Genomic DNA, 14,084 nt, shown 5'->3' with positions numbered 1-14,084 from the left:
CGATAATTCTAAGCATGCCCCTCACCTAGGGCCATCAGGATAGAAAATCACCACCGAGCCGAGCGCTCTCACGTGGACGTGAAACGTTATGAAGCCCCTTGCCCCCAGCATGCCCGGCACGACATAGTCCCGGCCGGACGGATGGAGGAGAAGTTCATGGCACGCGTCGTCGTTATCGGAGCAACGGGTCACGTCGGCACCTATCTGGTGCCGCGGCTTGTCGAGGCGGGCCACGAGGTCATCGCCATCAGCCGCGGCAGGTCAGAGCCGTATCTGCCCCACGCGGCCTGGAAGAGTGTCGAGACCAAGCAGATGGACCGCGCTGTGATGGAGCGCGACGGCAGCTTCGGCCGGGCAATCCGTGCGCTGAAGGCGGATATCGTCATCGACAAGATCTGCTTCACCCTTGATAGCGCCCGCGAACTCGGCGAAGCGCTGAATGGCCATGTCGGCCACCTGCTGCACACCGGCACGATCTGGACGCATGGCCATTCGCTTGCCGTGCCGACACGCGAAGACGCGCCGAAAGCTCCCTTCGGCGAATACGGCATCCAGAAGAAGGCGATCGAAGACTATCTACTGGAAGCGGCGAAGCTTCGCGGTTTGCCCGTGACGCTCATTCATCCGGGCCATATCGTCGGCCGCGGCTGGGCGCCGCTCAATCCGGCCGGGCATTTCAACCTCGCAGCCTTCGAGACGATCGCCCGCGGCGAACAGCTGACGCTTGTCAATTTCGGCCTGGAAACGGTGCACCATGTTCACGCCGATGACATCGCGGCACTCTTCATGGCGGCGATCGGCAATTGGCGCGCTTCGACCGGCGAGGCTTTCCATGCCGTTTCCGAACAGGCGCTGACACTGCGCGGCTATGCCGAAGCGATGTATCGCTGGTTCGGCCATGAGCCGAACCTGGCCTACAAACCGTATGATGCGTGGAAGGCAGATGAGACGCCCGAGGATGCCAAGGCGACATGGGAACATATCGCCCGCAGCCCGAACTGCTCGATGGCAAAGGCCGGGCATACTCTGGATTTCCGGCCGCGCTACAGCTCGCTTGAAGCCGTCCAGGAGTCAGTCGGTTGGCTGATCGACAAGGGCAAGATCAAGGGCTGAAACAAAAGAAGCCCCTCTCCTTTCGGGAGAGAGGCTTGTTGCCGGTCAGGCCGCCTTCCGGACCGGCGCGCTCGTCAGCATACGCCCCGTGGGAACGATCATGCCGGCTGCGCCGTCAAGCCAGCCTTCGACGAGTTCAAGCGCCAGAAAGCGCGAGCGTTCGAACGGGCCGGGCATGACGAGATGGCAGGCGCCTTCGGCAAAGAAGCCGAAGCGCTCGTAATAGGCCGCATCGCCGACCAGCAGGATCGCGCCGTGCTGACGGTTCTTGGCTTCAAGGATCGCAGCGCGCATCAGCGCCGCACCAATGCCCTTGCCTTCAAAGGCGGCATCGACGGCAAGCGGTCCGAGCAGCAGCGCATTGATCGGCGTGCCTTCGCTGTTAACGCCGGCTTCGACATTCCAGAGACGGACAGTGCCGATGACATGGCCGTCGCCATCGCGGGCGACGAGAGCCAGGCCTTCGGCCGGAATACGGCCGCGGCGGATCTTTTCCGACGACTTCTTGCGGCGGTTCGGACCCATGGCGCGATCGAGCAAATTCTCGCGGGCCACGACATCCGAGGGATTTTCGGCGTCGATGGTGAAAACAGAGGGCGCAAAGAATGCGCGGACAGAATCAAGAACAGCGGCCATCGTGGCCTCCCGTACCTGTGCATGTCGAATTCAGGCGAAGCCTGAATTGTACGAACATGCGCCACTAAAGGTTTTTGGAGCCAAGCTTTGCGCGGGCCTCGGCCCGCGCGCGGCTCCAATACCGTAGTTAGCGGCGATGAAAAGGAATTGTGAGTTTGCCGCCCCGGCTGGCTACGGGGCGAGCTAGATCAGATAATGTAGGCCTTCAGCGGCTCGAAGCCGTTGAACGCGACCGCCGAATAGGTCGTCGTATAGGCGCCGGTACCTTCGATCAGGATCTCGTCGCCGATCGAAAGAGTGAGCGGCAGCGGGTAGAGATTCTTTTCGTACAGTACGTCAGCGGAATCGCAGGTCGGGCCGGCGATCACGCAAGGCTCCATTTCGTCGCCGTCGCGCTCGGTGCGGATCGGGTAGCGAATGGCTTCGTCCATCGTTTCGGCCAGACCGCCGAACTTGCCGATGTCGAGGAACACCCAGCGGGCAGCGTCGTTGTCCGACTTCTTGGAGATCAGTACGACTTCCGTCTTGATGACGCCTGCATTGCCGACCATGCCGCGGCCCGGCTCGATGATCGTCTTCGGCAGGTTGTTGCCGAAGTGGTCACGAAGGCTCTGGTAGATCGCACGGCCATAGGCTTCCGCCGTCGGAACGTCACGCAGGTACTTGGTCGGGAAACCGCCGCCCATGTTGACCATCTGCAGGTGGATACCCTGCTTGGCCAGCTGAACGAAGACGCGCTTGGCATCGGCAAGAGCCGAATCCCAGGCATCGACCTTGGTCATCTGCGAACCGACGTGGAACGATACGCCGTAGGACTCCAGACCCAGCTGGTGAGCGTAGACGAGAACGTCGACGGCCATCTGCGGAACGCAGCCGAACTTGCGCGACAGCGGCCATTCGGCGCCTTCACCATCGGTCAGAACGCGGCAGAATACGCGGGCGCCGGGAGCGGCACGCGAGATCTTCTCGACTTCCTCGTGGCTGTCGACAGCGAAGAGGCTGACGCCGAGCGAATGCGCGCGGGCAACGTCGCGTTCCTTCTTGATCGTGTTGCCGTAGGAGATACGGGCAGCAGTCGCACCGGCATTCAGCGCCATTTCGATTTCGGCGACACCCGCGCAATCGAAATTGGAGCCCATGTCGGCGAGCAGCTTCAGAACTTCCGGAGCCGGGTTTGCCTTGACGGCGTAGTAGATGGCGCTATCCGGCATGGCATGACGGAAAGCGGAGAAGTTGTCGCGCACGACGTCGAGGTCGACCACGAGGCAGGGACCGTCGGGACGTCGGGTTGCGAGAAAGTCGCGGATGCGCTGAGTGGTCATGTCAATCCCTTTTCAATTCCAGAGCTCCGGTAAAAACCGGAGGACAAAGGGCATACGGGAACTCGCATTGGAACCAGCCGGTGGAGACCCCGGAACCATAGCAAGCGCTCGATGCGCAAATGATGAATCGACGCCGCATACGCGACATGGATTCGGCTTTGTCTGCCATGGATTGGAGGGGGTTCCCTACCGCACTTCCGGCAATGAAGGTGTGCCTCTTCAGTAACCCCCGCTGATGGAAAGCAGGGAGAGAACAAAAAGGCCCGCACCGTCGTTGCTTCAGGCGTCCTCGCATTTTCCGGTTGGCCGGAATAGCGACTGGAGGGGTTAATTCCAGGTACCTTACCGATTTCCTCACCAATTCGAGGGTTCGGCGGACACCCATGGGCACGTGCGACTTTGGGCTGAGGACGAGATAAGAATATTCGTCGTCATAATCAAGAATTTTTTTGACCCCTGCCGCAAAAAATCAAAGCCTCGAAAAATGCGCCGAATTGCGTGCCGAGGCGTCACGCGTTACACTTATCCTTGGAAAAATCGGAGGAAGTGCCAATGTCGGCCGCCGCAGAGCGCATGAAGGCGATGAGAGAGCGACGGAAGGCCAACCACCTTCGCGAAGTCCGCATCGTTGCGCTCGATGCCCGCTCTCCCGAAGTGAGAAGGCGCATTGCAAAGCAGGTCGCCGCTCTTAACAAGGATGATGAGCGGGAAGTTCTGGAGTGGATTGAGGCAGCTGCCGACCTCCGTGGCTGGACATGGCCGGAATGAAACGTGGCGACATCGTCACGATCGCGATATCCGGCGATTATGGAAAGCCTAGGCCCGCTGTCGTTGTGCAAACCAACGCCATTTCCCAGGAACATGCCTCTGTCGTCGTCTGTCCGATCAGTTCAACAATCGTGGAATCTGATTTCCGGCCGATTCTGGATGTGGCCGAAGGAATGGGTTTGCGAATTCGTTCTCAGATTATGACCGACAAGATTATCGGCGTGCCGCGAGAGAAAGTCGGAAAGATCATCGGACACATGACCGAAACCGAGCTGCGCCAGCTCGATGCCGCGCTTGCATTCCTTCTCGGTCTCGTAGATTGACCTCCTAGAACCTGGATAAAAGACATATGGACACGCTCACCCGCATACGTGCCTTCATCGATGTCGTCGAAGCCGAGGGCTTTTCCGCCGCCGCGCGCCGGACCGGCCGCTCCAAGGCGCTGCTGTCCAAATATGTCCGGGAACTGGAAGACGAGCTCGGCGCTCTGCTGCTGAACCGCACCACCCGCCAGTTCTCGATGACCGAGGCCGGTCATACCTATTACCGGACGGCATCCGACATCCTGAAGGAGATCGACAATCTCGCCGATCTCGTCCGCGAGAATAACGCGCAGCTGAAGGGGCGCCTGAAGATCTCGGTTCCGCGCACCTTCGTCGATGCCGATGTCGGCCAGTGCCTGATTGATTTCGCCAAGGAGAACCCGGATCTGCAGCTAGAGATCGCCGCCGATGACCGCTTCGTCGATCTGATCGAGGAAGGCTTCGACCTGGCGATCCGCGTCACCAAGCTCGAAGACTCCGGCATGATCGCCCGCAAGATTTCGGACTTCCGCGTCCATATCTGCGCGACGCCGGAATTTCTGGAGCGCTATCCTGATATCGAGCATCCGTCCGATCTCGCCAATGTACCGTTCATCGTCGACCGGAACTCGCGCACACAGGCGAGCATCCACTTCTACAATCCGGACAGCACGACGTTTACCGTCACCGTCTCCGGGCCAATGGAGGTGAACAGCCCGCATGCGACATTACGCGCAGCGCTGTCAGGCCTCGGCATCGCGCTGATCCCTGATTTCATCGCCCGCAAGCCGATCGAGGACGGCCGTCTGGTGACGCTGTTCAACGACTATATCCCCACCGATCGCGGCATTTACGCCGTCTATCCGCACCGGCGCTATCTCCCGGCCAAGGTCCGCATCTTCGTCGATTACCTGCACGGCTGGTTCAAGAAGCATAGCTGAGCCACGGCTGATTCACTTTGCCACCTTGAGACCGGTCCCAATTCCGTCCCATTGTCAGGCAAGAAAACTCCAACCGATTTGGGCAGAGCGATAAGCCGACGCATGAAAAAATCCACGCTTCCGATCGCCGGCCTGCTGGCACTCGCGCCCGTCGCAGCCATGGCGCATCCGCACATCTTCGTGGAAGCCCGGCTCGAGGTGGTCGCAGCACCGGATGGCACGATCCAGGAGCTGAGAAACATCTGGCGCTTCGACGAGGTCTTCTCATCGTCCGTCGTCATGGATTTCGACAAGAACACCGACCTGAAGCTTGAGCCGAACGAACTTGCCGAAGTCGGCAAGACAGTGCGGGATTCGCTGGCCGACTACGACTACTACATGAACATGACCGTCGATGGGAAAAACGTCACGGTCGAGAAGCCCGACATCATCCATGTCGATTACAAGGAGGGCCAGCTGCTGATGTTCTTTGCAGTCAAGCCTTCGCAGCCGATGCCGCTGAAAAGCAAGTTGACCTTCGGCGTCTACGATCCAACGCTCTACACTTCGATCGACTTTCCGTCCGACAACGAACTCGTGCTGGTCGGCGATGGCTTCAAGGGCTGCAAGCATGACGTTCTGCGCCCCGACCCCGACCAGGTCATTTCAGAAAACAAGCAATCCCTGACCGACGCCTTCTTTAACGACCCGACCGGCACCAACATGTCGAAACTCTTTGCCACCAGGCTTGAGATCTCATGCTGAAACGATCCATCCCGTTCCTCATGCCCGCGGCGGCCCTGATGATGGCCGTGGCCGTCAGCGCCGCGCACGCGCAGTCTCCACTCGGGATTGGAACCGCAGAGCCGAGCTTCCAGCCTATCGGCGGCCCGCTTGCACCTCTTCTTGCCTATGTGAATTACGAACAGCAGGCCTTCTACCGGGCGCTGACCGGCGCCCTGAAGGCGATGCGCCAGGATCCCTGGCAGTTGACGTCACTGATCGGCTTGTCCTTTGCCTATGGCGTCTTTCACGCGGCCGGCCCCGGTCACGGCAAAGCGGTCATCTCGTCCTATATGATTGCCAACGAAGTCGAGCTTCGCCGCGGCGTCGTCATCTCCTTCATCTCGGCCTTCATCCAGGGCATCGTCGCCGTCGCGCTCGTCGGCGGAGCGTGGCTGGTGTTGCGCGGCAGCGGGATCACGCTGACTCAGGCAACGCATGCCATGGAGATCGCCAGCTTCGTCATGGTGATTGCCTTCGGCGGCTGGCTTCTCTTCCGCAAGCTACGCTCGATGATCTCAGGCATGCCGAAACGCGAAGTCGTGGCGACGCCGGAAGGGCCGGTCAGCATGATGCTCGACTGGAAAGATAACGAGACGGAAAAGAACGCCTACGCATTCGGCGAGACCCAGGCTCGCAGCGCCGGCCATAATTTCATATCGGGCATGGCCTGCGAAACCTGTGGCCAGTCGCATATGCCGGATCCGTCATTGCTTGGCTCCGATACGTTCAGCATCCGCGAAGCCTGGTCGGCGATCATCGCCGTCGGACTGCGTCCCTGCTCCGGCGCGTTGCTGGTCATGACTTTTTCGCTGCTGAACGGGCTTTATCTCGGCGGCATGCTTTCCGTGCTCGCCATGTCCTTCGGCACGGCGATCACCGTCGCGATCCTCGCAACGCTTGCCGTGACAGCCAAGGGTGCTGCCGTTCGCATCGCCGGCCGGGGCTCGGTGACATCTGTCTGGATCGGCAATGCGATCGAGATTCTCGGCGCCATACTCGTCATCTGCTTCGGCGCCCTGCTTCTCGGCGCCTCCCTGCAGGGCTGACGCTCAGCGGCTCTTGTTTCGCTGATAGCGGGCGCGCAACCAGAAGATCGCGAAGAAACCAAGCAGCAGGATCGCACCGACCGCGAAGGCGAGCGGCGGCGAATACTGGCCGATCCACAAAACCAGGGTTGGCAGGAAATAGATGACCAGCCCTGCAACCAGGAGAATGACGGCTGCGGCAACGGCCTGCGAACGGCTTTCGGGGCTCATGCCAGCCGCTCCCTTTCCAGATCGGCGCGAATGTCCTGCAGCTTGCGCTTCTGGTCTCCGTTTCCATCGAAATTATCAGGCGACAGCCATGCCTTGAAGGCATCGTCGAGCAGCGGCCACTCGCTGTCGATCATCGAAAACCAGGCGGTATCGCGGTTGCGGCGCTTCGAGATCATGTGCTGGCGGAAGACGCCTTCGAAGGTGAAGCCATAGCGGGCCGCGGTTGTCTTGCTCGGCTCGTTGTTGTTGTCGCACTTCCATTCGTAGCGGCGGTAGCCGAGGTCCTCGAACACATGCTTGGCCATCAGGTAATGCGCTTCGGTGGACAGCGGTGAACGCTTCATCGCGGCGCCATGAGCAACACCGCCGATTTCGACAACGCCATTCGCGGGATCGGCGCGCATATAGTTCGCCATCCCGACGATTTCGCCCGTCGCATTGTCACGGAAGATATGCGTCAGCCAGCCGCCTTTCTTGGCGTTGTCGAGCCACGTACCGAAATCCTCGATACCGCCGAAATCGTCCTGTGCGAAATAGAGAAGCAGTGGATTGATGCCCATGCCGCCAAGCCCATCCCACAAGGCCTGCAGATGCTGTTCGCGGACGAACGGCTCAACCGTCACATAGCGGCCCTTCAGCGTCACATAGCCGGGGGCGGAAACCTTGTAGGTGGAAAGATCGCGCATGGTCACTCCTCTGGTGGAAGAGTGGATAGGCCAGCCGCCCCGGAAAGGCAACCGGCCCCTTTGTCACTGTGACAGCGTCACCTTCGCGGAAGACACAGTTGCCTCGATATGATCGACCAGCGCATCGGCAAGACCGAGACGGCCCGCCAGCAGATCGAGATAGCCGCGCTCGGCACGGGAATCCGGCTCGATCGTCAGGCGCGAGGCGGTATAAAGTTCCACCTTCTGCTCCTCAGTCCGGGCAGCGCCAACAAGCGCGTCGAGATCGGTTGGCGAGGCCAATTCCTTCTCAATGAAAGCGGCAGCTTCGCCGCTGACATCAGCGGCCTTCATCTTGCCCATGATCAGTGCACGTTCGGCATCATCGATATGCCCGTCGGCCTTGGCAGCGGCGATCATGGCACGGATCAGCACCAGCACGAACTCATTGCTGGCAGCAGGCGACTGCGGGCCAAAACCGGAATCGACAGGCGGAGCAAGAACAAGCGGCGTCGATGGTTGCTGTGAGGGCGCCGCAGGAGCGGCAGGCGTCTGCCCGGCCTGATAATTCTTGTAGGCCTGATAGCCGAGGCCGGCGATAGCGGCCAGTCCGCCGATCGTCAGCGCATTGCCGGCAATGCTGCGGCCGGTCTTGGTGCCGAGAAGGGCTGTCGCCAGCGCTCCGGCCTTCCATGGATTGTCCTTGGCAAGCTGCACCGCACCGCCCGCGCGATCGCGAACACTGCCGCCAACACCCGGGATCTGCGATCCCAAAAACTGATCAAGAAGCTTCTTTGCGTCGAACATTCCCCGTCGTCTCCCTGTTTTAAGGCTGGGATGAAGATAGGAAGTGCAACTGTAAATACAAATGCAGGCGCAAGGCGCCTGCATCAATAGCGATCACTTAAATGTCAGGCCTGCAGCGCTGCAGCTTCGGCTGCAAGCTTGGTGATGCCTGCCCAGTCGCCCGCGGCAACCAGCTCCTTCGGCGCAACCCAGGAGCCGCCGACGCAGACAACGTTCGGCAGCGACAGGTAATCATTGGCGTTCTTCAGCGAGATGCCGCCGGTCGGGCAAAACAGCATGCCGGCGAGCGGCGAAGACAGAGCCTTGAGATAGGCAGCGCCACCTGCCTGTTCGGCCGGGAAGAACTTGAGGACCTGGTAGCCCTCTTCGCGAAGCGCCATCACTTCGCTCACCGTTGCTGCGCCTGGCAGCAGCGGAACGGGAGACTGGGCCGCGGCATCGAGCAGTTCCTGCGTCGCGCCGGGGCTGACGATGAACTTCGAGCCTGCTGCAACGGCAGCTTCCCAATGGGCGGCATTAAGGATGGTCCCGGCACCAACTTCAGCGCCTTCCACTTCGTCGGCAACGGCGCGCACGGCTTCGAGCGCGACCGGGGTCCGCATGGTGATCTCGATGGCCTTCAGACCGCCGGCGACCAGCGCACGCGCCAGAGAAACGCCGGACTTCACGTCGTCGATGATGAGCACCGGAACGACCGGCTGAAGCTTGAGGATGGAAAGGAGCTTCTGTGTCTTTTCGCCCATGGCCAAGATCCTTTGAAACGATTGAAATTCGGGCTCCGAGATACGCCCAAGGGTACACTTTGTCGAGACCAAACCGATCTTTGGCATAAATGGGTTTGAACCATTATTTTTTTGCGCTAGCTTAGCCCCTCGTCACGAAAGGTCACTGGCAATGGCGAAGGAAATCGAGCGGAAGTTTCTGGTACGCACCGATGGATGGCGCGCCAAGGCCGTATCGAAGGCAATTCTCAAGCAGGCTTATGTCGCCTCGATGGACGACCGTTCCGTCCGGGTGCGTATCCTCGATGACAGCAGCGCCCGGCTGACGATGAAGATCGGCCGTAGCGCCCTGACGCGCGACGAATTCGAATATGATATCCCCGTCTCCGATGCCGAGGAACTGATGGAAAACGCCATCGGTATCGTCATCGAGAAGACCCGCTACCGCGTGCCCCACGAAGGCTTCATCTGGGAAGTCGATGTCTTCGGCGGTCCCCATCGCGGACTCGTGATTGCGGAAGTCGAACTGAAGGCGGAAACCGACAGCCCCTCCCTGCCCTCGTGGCTAGGCCGCGAGGTCACCGGCGATTTCCACTACTCGAACCAGGCGCTGGCGACCGAATACCAGTACGACCGCCATGCCCTTCCGCATTCGGCCTGACGCGGATTTTACCGAGAGTTTCAAGGATGCTGCGGCCGGCGAACTGCTGGAAGCGATCCGCATGCTCGAACAGCGGCCGGATGGCACACACGAGGCGATTCATGCCTTCCGCAAGAACCTGAAAAAGGTGCGCTCGCTCTACAGGCTGGTGGCCCGCGAGATGGGCGCAATCCGGAAACGCGAGAATATCCGGCTAAGGGATGCCGCCAGGGCGCTCTCCACCATTCGCGATGCCGAAGCGCTGATCGAAACCGTCCGCTATCTGCAATCTCATGCGCGCGATGAAGACGAGCGCGCCTCACTCGAGCGGATAGCAGTCATTCTCGAAACCCGCCGGAACTGGATGACAGAGGCAGAGGCGGGGATCGAGCCGAAGCTTCTGGAAACCAGCGGCATTTTGAAAGAGGCGATCGCAGCGCTGGACGGTCTCTCTTTTCCGGGCAAACGCGACAGGACTGCGAAACTGATTGCCAAGGGATGGGAGCGGACGGCGGCGAAAGCACGAGCCGCGCTTGACGCCTGCCATGGCGAGGCCTCCGACAGCGCCTTCCATGAACTGCGCAAGCGAACGCAGGATTACCGCGCCAACCATAAACTCCTGACCGTCCTCTGGCCTACTGCGATGAAAGCCAAGCGCGATGCGGCCAAGGCGCTGGTGGATCGTCTGGGACATGTCCACGATCTGTCCGTGCTCAGCGATCTGGTAGAGGCCGAGCCGCAGCTCTTCACCCGCAACGACGATCTTGCGCGCCTGCTCGATGCGATCATCCACCGCCAGCAGGACGACCGCCGCGAGGCGTTGGTCATGGCAGAGACCATCTTTGCCGACGATCCCGGTGAAGAGGCCAGGCGCATCCGGCTCCTCTGGCGCGCAGCGGCAAAGTGACTTGAGCGCGCCGGCCAACAGGCAATTGCACTGACGGGCCGAAAGCTGTATTTCCACCGCCCATGACCGACAGCATCAATAGCTCAAGCTCGTTCCTCGTGGCGGCGCTCTATCATTTTGTTTCCGTGCCGCGCTTCGAAAGCCTGCGCGAGCCGCTCCAGGCGCTCTGTCAGGACAACGGCGTGAAGGGCACGCTGCTGCTTGCCCACGAAGGCATCAACGGCACGATCGGCGGACCGGATGAGGGCGTCAGGACGGTGCTGGCCTATCTGCGCGCCCAGCCGGAATTCGCGACACTGGAGCACAAGGAAAGCCGCGCATCGAAGATGCCGTTCCTGCGCATGAAGGTGAAGCTGAAAAAAGAGATCGTCACCATGGGCGTCGAAAACATCGACCCGAACAAGGTGGTTGGTACCTATGTCGCGGCAAAGGACTGGAACGAATTGATCTCCGATCCCGACACCATCGCGATCGACACCCGCAACGACTACGAGACGGCCATCGGCGTTTTCCGCGGCGCCGTCGATCCGCAGACCAAGACCTTCCGCGAGTTTCCGGATTGGGTGCGCAACAATCCCGGCCTGCACAACAAGCCGAAGATCGCCATGTACTGCACCGGCGGCATCCGCTGCGAAAAGGCGACCGCCTTCATGAAGGAACAGGGCTTCGACGAGGTTTATCACCTCAAGGGCGGCATCCTGAAATACCTTGAGGAAGTGCCGCAGGAAGAAAGCCTCTGGGAAGGCGCCTGCTTTGTCTTCGATGAGCGCGTGTCCGTGGAGCATGGCCTGAAGGAAGGTGAGCACAAGCTCTGCCACGCCTGCCGCAACCCGATCACCGCGGAAGAGATTACCTCACCACACTATGAGGAAGGCGTTTCCTGCAGCCATTGCTACGGCACGCGCAGCGAGGAAGATCGCCTGCGCTACCGTCAGCGCCAGCATCAGATCGCGCTTGCCAGGAAGCGCGGCCAGAAGCACATCGGAACCTAGGCTGCACTCGTCCGGCGCGGCGGGCGGCGCTGCTCGCGCCGCTCTTCCAGCATTTCGGTGATCTTGTCGGCCGTCACGGGCCGGCTGAAGTGATAGCCTTGCAGGCTGTCGCAACCGAAGAGACGGACGGCGACCGCCTGGGCTTCCGTCTCGATGCCCTCGGCCGTCACCGGAATATTGAGCGATCGTGCAAGGGCGACAGTTGCCTGCAGCATTTCGCGCTGGCTCTCGCTCTCGGTAACACCATCGACAAGCGAACGGTCGATCTTGATGCGATCGAAACCGAACTGGCGCAGATAACCGATCGACGAGAAACCAGAGCCGAAATCGTCGAGCGCAATCTTCACGCCAAGCGTCTTCAGCCGTTCGATCGACTGGCGCGTGCGCTGCGGGTTCTGGATCATGTAGCCTTCGGTGATCTCGAGCGTCACCCGGCGCGCTTCGATCTCCGTCTGCTTCAGAACGTAGCGCACATAATCGGTAAATGCTGGATTGCGGAACTGACCGGGTGAGACGTTGACCGAGATCCGCAGGTCCGGCCACTGCTTGGCCGTCTCGCATGCCTTTCGCAAGACGAACAGGCCGAGCGCTTCGATCAGCCCGCTGGTCTCAGCAACCGGAATGAAAACATCGGGCGAAATAGGACCGAAGCCGGGGCGGTTCCAGCGCACCAGCGCTTCCACCCCGTTCATCTCATAGGTCTCGGCATCGATCAGCGGCTGATAGGCAAGCGTCAGATCGCCGCTCTCGATCGCCGCGCGCAGATCGATCTCCAGCGCGTTGCGCTCTTCGCGGTCTGCATCCATCTCCGGATCATAAAGCATCATCCGGGCACGGCCGGCTTCCTTGGCCTTGTACATCGCGAGATCGGCACGACGCACCAGCTCTTCGCGGTCAGCAGAACCTTCGGGCGACATCGCGATGCCGATGCTGGCGCCGATAACGACGACGCGGCGGCCGATTTCCAGCGGCTCGGCGAGGAAGTCGAGAATCTGTTCCGAGAGCTGCAGAGCTTCGGCATTGCCGCCTTCGGAATGGAAGGCAATGGCAAACTCGTCGCCACCGATACGGGCGAGAACCGCATGCGGCGGGATCAGAACCTTCAACCCGGCCGCAACGGCACGGATCAGCTGATCGCCGGTACCATGGCCGTAGCTGTCGTTGACTTCCTTGAAGCCATCGAGATCGAGGTAGAGAATGAGGATGTTCTTCTTGTTTTGCTGGGCTTCCTCGACCATCGCGTCGATGGCGATCCCCAGCCCCTCGCGGTTCCAGAGACCACTCAGCCGGTCGCGAAGCGCCTCCTCGCGGGCGGTGATTTCTTCCGCCTTGAGACGCCGTCCGGCCATCCAGCCGATCACGAGAAGCACGGCGAAGAACAAGCCCACCAGGCCCAAGGCTTTCACCACGGTCGGCCGCACCTGATCATAGCCGATGTCTCCCGGCGACCGCGACGTCCAGACGAGCTTGCCGAGCATGACACCCGCAGCATCATCGATCTTGACGGAATATTTTGCGGCGTAGTCCGCGGGCACAAGCTTCATGCCATGGATCACATAGGTGTCGCCAAGACCGGTCACCTTGGCATCATCGAGATGCCGCGCGAATATCAGGTAGCGGCGACTGCCCGCTGGCTTGTCCAACGCGCCGGATTTCTCACGCACCAGCGCAATGCCCGCAGCGGCGATGCCCGACTTCGTCCCGACAAAACCGACAGCCTCCGGATCAGTAAGATCTGCCGCTCGAACCTTGTCGAACAGGGTCCAGAGCGATGGTGCGAAGAAGTCGTCGAGATGGCCCTCCATCGCCTTGCCATCGCGAAAGGCCATCAGCGGTTTCTTGTTGTCATCAATGACGATGGCCATGTCGAACAGCGAGCTGTTGACGGACATCTCGCCGTAATTGCTGATCGTCCACGCCATGCCGCCATCGGCATAGACATTGGCGGCGGCATCGTCCCATGCGGCATAATCGTTGAGGGTCGCGCCAAGCTGCTCTTCGAAAGTCTTCAGCGCTCCAGCGGTGGTCTCCCGCGAGCGCTCGTCGTCGAGCACGTTGGCATTGTCTGCGACGCGCGAAATTGCGGTCAGGATCATCACAGTGACGATCGCGACGATGACGGCGAAGGTCAGCAACACGCCCGTGACGGTCGTGTGCCGGCCTATCCCCAAGGCCTGATTTTTCTGCCCGAATAACTTAGGCATTTATTGCTCCCCGATGGCAGGGACTGTGCCAGTCAAGAGTTCAA

The 14,084-nt window shown here is 60.6% G+C and carries 16 protein-coding genes; 9 read left to right on the top strand and 7 right to left on the bottom strand.

Annotated features, from left to right (window positions below):
• The first annotated feature begins 156 nt into the window (after positions 1–156).
• On the top strand, positions 157–1,113 hold the full coding sequence (locus J2X43_RS21165; protein ID WP_310296892.1) for an NAD(P)-dependent oxidoreductase: 957 nt from the start codon (positions 157–159) through the stop codon (positions 1,111–1,113).
• Between the two features lie 45 nt (positions 1,114–1,158).
• Here the strand turns inward: J2X43_RS21165 and J2X43_RS21160 are convergent, their stop codons facing one another.
• Both J2X43_RS21160 and odc2 read right to left on the bottom strand, forming a co-directional pair.
• On the bottom strand, positions 1,159–1,749 hold the full coding sequence (locus tag J2X43_RS21160) for a GNAT family N-acetyltransferase (RefSeq protein ID WP_112385598.1): 591 nt from the start codon (positions 1,747–1,749) through the stop codon (positions 1,159–1,161).
• A 188-nt stretch (positions 1,750–1,937) separates the two neighbouring features.
• Positions 1,938–3,071, bottom strand: coding sequence for an ornithine/lysine decarboxylase (gene odc2, locus J2X43_RS21155; protein ID WP_310296890.1), 1,134 nt, complete (start codon positions 3,069–3,071; stop codon positions 1,938–1,940).
• A gap of 552 nt (positions 3,072–3,623) precedes the next feature.
• Between odc2 and J2X43_RS21150 the strand changes: the two genes are divergently transcribed.
• The 5 genes from J2X43_RS21150 to J2X43_RS21130 all read left to right on the top strand — a co-directional run bounded on the left by J2X43_RS21150 (position 3,624) and on the right by J2X43_RS21130 (position 6,893).
• Positions 3,624–3,839 (top strand): antitoxin MazE-like protein, encoded by a 216-nt coding sequence (locus J2X43_RS21150; protein WP_310296888.1) that lies wholly within the window; start codon positions 3,624–3,626, stop codon positions 3,837–3,839.
• The gene (locus J2X43_RS21145; protein ID WP_310296885.1) at positions 3,836–4,162 is read left to right on the top strand and encodes a type II toxin-antitoxin system PemK/MazF family toxin; all 327 of its coding nucleotides are present in this window, start codon (positions 3,836–3,838) and stop codon (positions 4,160–4,162) included. The genes J2X43_RS21150 and J2X43_RS21145 overlap by 4 nt, the downstream gene beginning before the upstream one ends.
• Before the next feature lie 26 nt (positions 4,163–4,188).
• Positions 4,189–5,082: a LysR family transcriptional regulator gene (locus J2X43_RS21140; protein ID WP_310296884.1), complete on the top strand. Its 894-nt coding sequence runs from the start codon at positions 4,189–4,191 to the stop codon at positions 5,080–5,082.
• 102 nt (positions 5,083–5,184) lie between these two features.
• Entirely contained in the window at positions 5,185–5,826 is a 642-nt protein-coding gene (locus J2X43_RS21135) for a DUF1007 family protein (protein WP_112385601.1), read from the top strand.
• A gap of 20 nt (positions 5,827–5,846) precedes the next feature.
• On the top strand, positions 5,847–6,893 hold the full coding sequence (locus J2X43_RS21130) for a nickel/cobalt transporter (protein ID WP_405049633.1): 1,047 nt from the start codon (positions 5,847–5,849) through the stop codon (positions 6,891–6,893).
• Positions 6,894–6,896: 3 nt separating this feature from the next.
• Here J2X43_RS21130 and J2X43_RS21125 read toward each other — a convergent pair whose 3' ends face one another.
• The 4 genes from J2X43_RS21125 to J2X43_RS21110 all read right to left on the bottom strand — a co-directional run bounded on the left by J2X43_RS21125 (position 6,897) and on the right by J2X43_RS21110 (position 9,318).
• Complete coding sequence (locus J2X43_RS21125; RefSeq protein WP_112385603.1) at positions 6,897–7,103, bottom strand: hypothetical protein; 207 nt, start codon at positions 7,101–7,103, stop codon at positions 6,897–6,899.
• Positions 7,100–7,789, bottom strand: coding sequence for a GNAT family protein (locus J2X43_RS21120; RefSeq protein ID WP_310296880.1), 690 nt, complete (start codon positions 7,787–7,789; stop codon positions 7,100–7,102). Before J2X43_RS21120 ends, J2X43_RS21125 begins: the two co-directional genes overlap by 4 nt.
• A 63-nt stretch (positions 7,790–7,852) precedes the next feature.
• Complete coding sequence (locus tag J2X43_RS21115; protein WP_112385605.1) at positions 7,853–8,575, bottom strand: tellurite resistance TerB family protein; 723 nt, start codon at positions 8,573–8,575, stop codon at positions 7,853–7,855.
• 104 nt (positions 8,576–8,679) lie between these two features.
• The gene (locus J2X43_RS21110; protein ID WP_112385606.1) at positions 8,680–9,318 is read right to left on the bottom strand and encodes a 2-dehydro-3-deoxy-phosphogluconate aldolase; all 639 of its coding nucleotides are present in this window, start codon (positions 9,316–9,318) and stop codon (positions 8,680–8,682) included.
• A gap of 151 nt (positions 9,319–9,469) precedes the next feature.
• Here J2X43_RS21110 and J2X43_RS21105 point away from each other — a divergent pair, with 151 nt between their 5' ends.
• The 3 genes from J2X43_RS21105 to J2X43_RS21095 all read left to right on the top strand — a co-directional run bounded on the left by J2X43_RS21105 (position 9,470) and on the right by J2X43_RS21095 (position 11,836).
• Positions 9,470–9,958: a CYTH domain-containing protein gene (locus J2X43_RS21105; RefSeq protein ID WP_310296878.1), complete on the top strand. Its 489-nt coding sequence runs from the start codon at positions 9,470–9,472 to the stop codon at positions 9,956–9,958.
• A complete protein-coding gene (locus J2X43_RS21100; protein WP_310296876.1) occupies positions 9,936–10,844 on the top strand; it encodes a CHAD domain-containing protein in 909 nt (302 codons plus the stop codon). The genes J2X43_RS21105 and J2X43_RS21100 overlap by 23 nt, the downstream gene beginning before the upstream one ends.
• A gap of 62 nt (positions 10,845–10,906) precedes the next feature.
• Positions 10,907–11,836, top strand: a complete 930-nt coding sequence (locus tag J2X43_RS21095; protein WP_310296874.1) for a rhodanese-related sulfurtransferase — start codon at positions 10,907–10,909, stop codon at positions 11,834–11,836.
• Here J2X43_RS21095 and J2X43_RS21090 read toward each other — a convergent pair.
• Positions 11,833–14,040, bottom strand: coding sequence for an EAL domain-containing protein (locus J2X43_RS21090; protein WP_310296872.1), 2,208 nt, complete (start codon positions 14,038–14,040; stop codon positions 11,833–11,835). The two genes, J2X43_RS21095 and J2X43_RS21090, sit on opposite strands and share 4 nt — an antisense overlap.
• Between the last annotated feature and the right edge of the window lie 44 nt (positions 14,041–14,084).

Origin of the sequence: Rhizobium sp. BE258 (assembly GCF_031457345.1) — a bacterium.
Lineage (GTDB): Bacteria > Pseudomonadota > Alphaproteobacteria > Rhizobiales > Rhizobiaceae > Rhizobium.
This window is presented reverse-complemented; position numbering and strand designations above follow the sequence as displayed.

Bases quoted from the DNA above. Each gene is read 5' to 3' on its own strand.
- J2X43_RS21165 (WP_310296892.1), top strand. From the start codon at position 157: ATGGCACGCGTCGTCGTTATCGGAGCAACGGGTCACGTCGGCACCTAT.
- J2X43_RS21160 (WP_112385598.1), bottom strand. From the start codon at position 1,749: ATGGCCGCTGTTCTTGATTCTGTCCGCGCATTCTTTGCGCCCTCTGTT.
- odc2 (WP_310296890.1), bottom strand. From the start codon at position 3,071: ATGACCACTCAGCGCATCCGCGACTTTCTCGCAACCCGACGTCCCGAC.
- J2X43_RS21150 (WP_310296888.1), top strand. From the start codon at position 3,624: ATGTCGGCCGCCGCAGAGCGCATGAAGGCGATGAGAGAGCGACGGAAG.
- J2X43_RS21145 (WP_310296885.1), top strand. From the start codon at position 3,836: ATGAAACGTGGCGACATCGTCACGATCGCGATATCCGGCGATTATGGA.
- J2X43_RS21140 (WP_310296884.1), top strand. From the start codon at position 4,189: ATGGACACGCTCACCCGCATACGTGCCTTCATCGATGTCGTCGAAGCC.
- J2X43_RS21135 (WP_112385601.1), top strand. From the start codon at position 5,185: ATGAAAAAATCCACGCTTCCGATCGCCGGCCTGCTGGCACTCGCGCCC.
- J2X43_RS21130 (WP_405049633.1), top strand. From the start codon at position 5,847: ATGCCCGCGGCGGCCCTGATGATGGCCGTGGCCGTCAGCGCCGCGCAC.
- J2X43_RS21125 (WP_112385603.1), bottom strand. From the start codon at position 7,103: ATGAGCCCCGAAAGCCGTTCGCAGGCCGTTGCCGCAGCCGTCATTCTC.
- J2X43_RS21120 (WP_310296880.1), bottom strand. From the start codon at position 7,789: ATGCGCGATCTTTCCACCTACAAGGTTTCCGCCCCCGGCTATGTGACG.
- J2X43_RS21115 (WP_112385605.1), bottom strand. From the start codon at position 8,575: ATGTTCGACGCAAAGAAGCTTCTTGATCAGTTTTTGGGATCGCAGATC.
- J2X43_RS21110 (WP_112385606.1), bottom strand. From the start codon at position 9,318: ATGGGCGAAAAGACACAGAAGCTCCTTTCCATCCTCAAGCTTCAGCCG.
- J2X43_RS21105 (WP_310296878.1), top strand. From the start codon at position 9,470: ATGGCGAAGGAAATCGAGCGGAAGTTTCTGGTACGCACCGATGGATGG.
- J2X43_RS21100 (WP_310296876.1), top strand. From the start codon at position 9,936: ATGCCCTTCCGCATTCGGCCTGACGCGGATTTTACCGAGAGTTTCAAG.
- J2X43_RS21095 (WP_310296874.1), top strand. From the start codon at position 10,907: ATGACCGACAGCATCAATAGCTCAAGCTCGTTCCTCGTGGCGGCGCTC.
- J2X43_RS21090 (WP_310296872.1), bottom strand. From the start codon at position 14,040: ATGCCTAAGTTATTCGGGCAGAAAAATCAGGCCTTGGGGATAGGCCGG.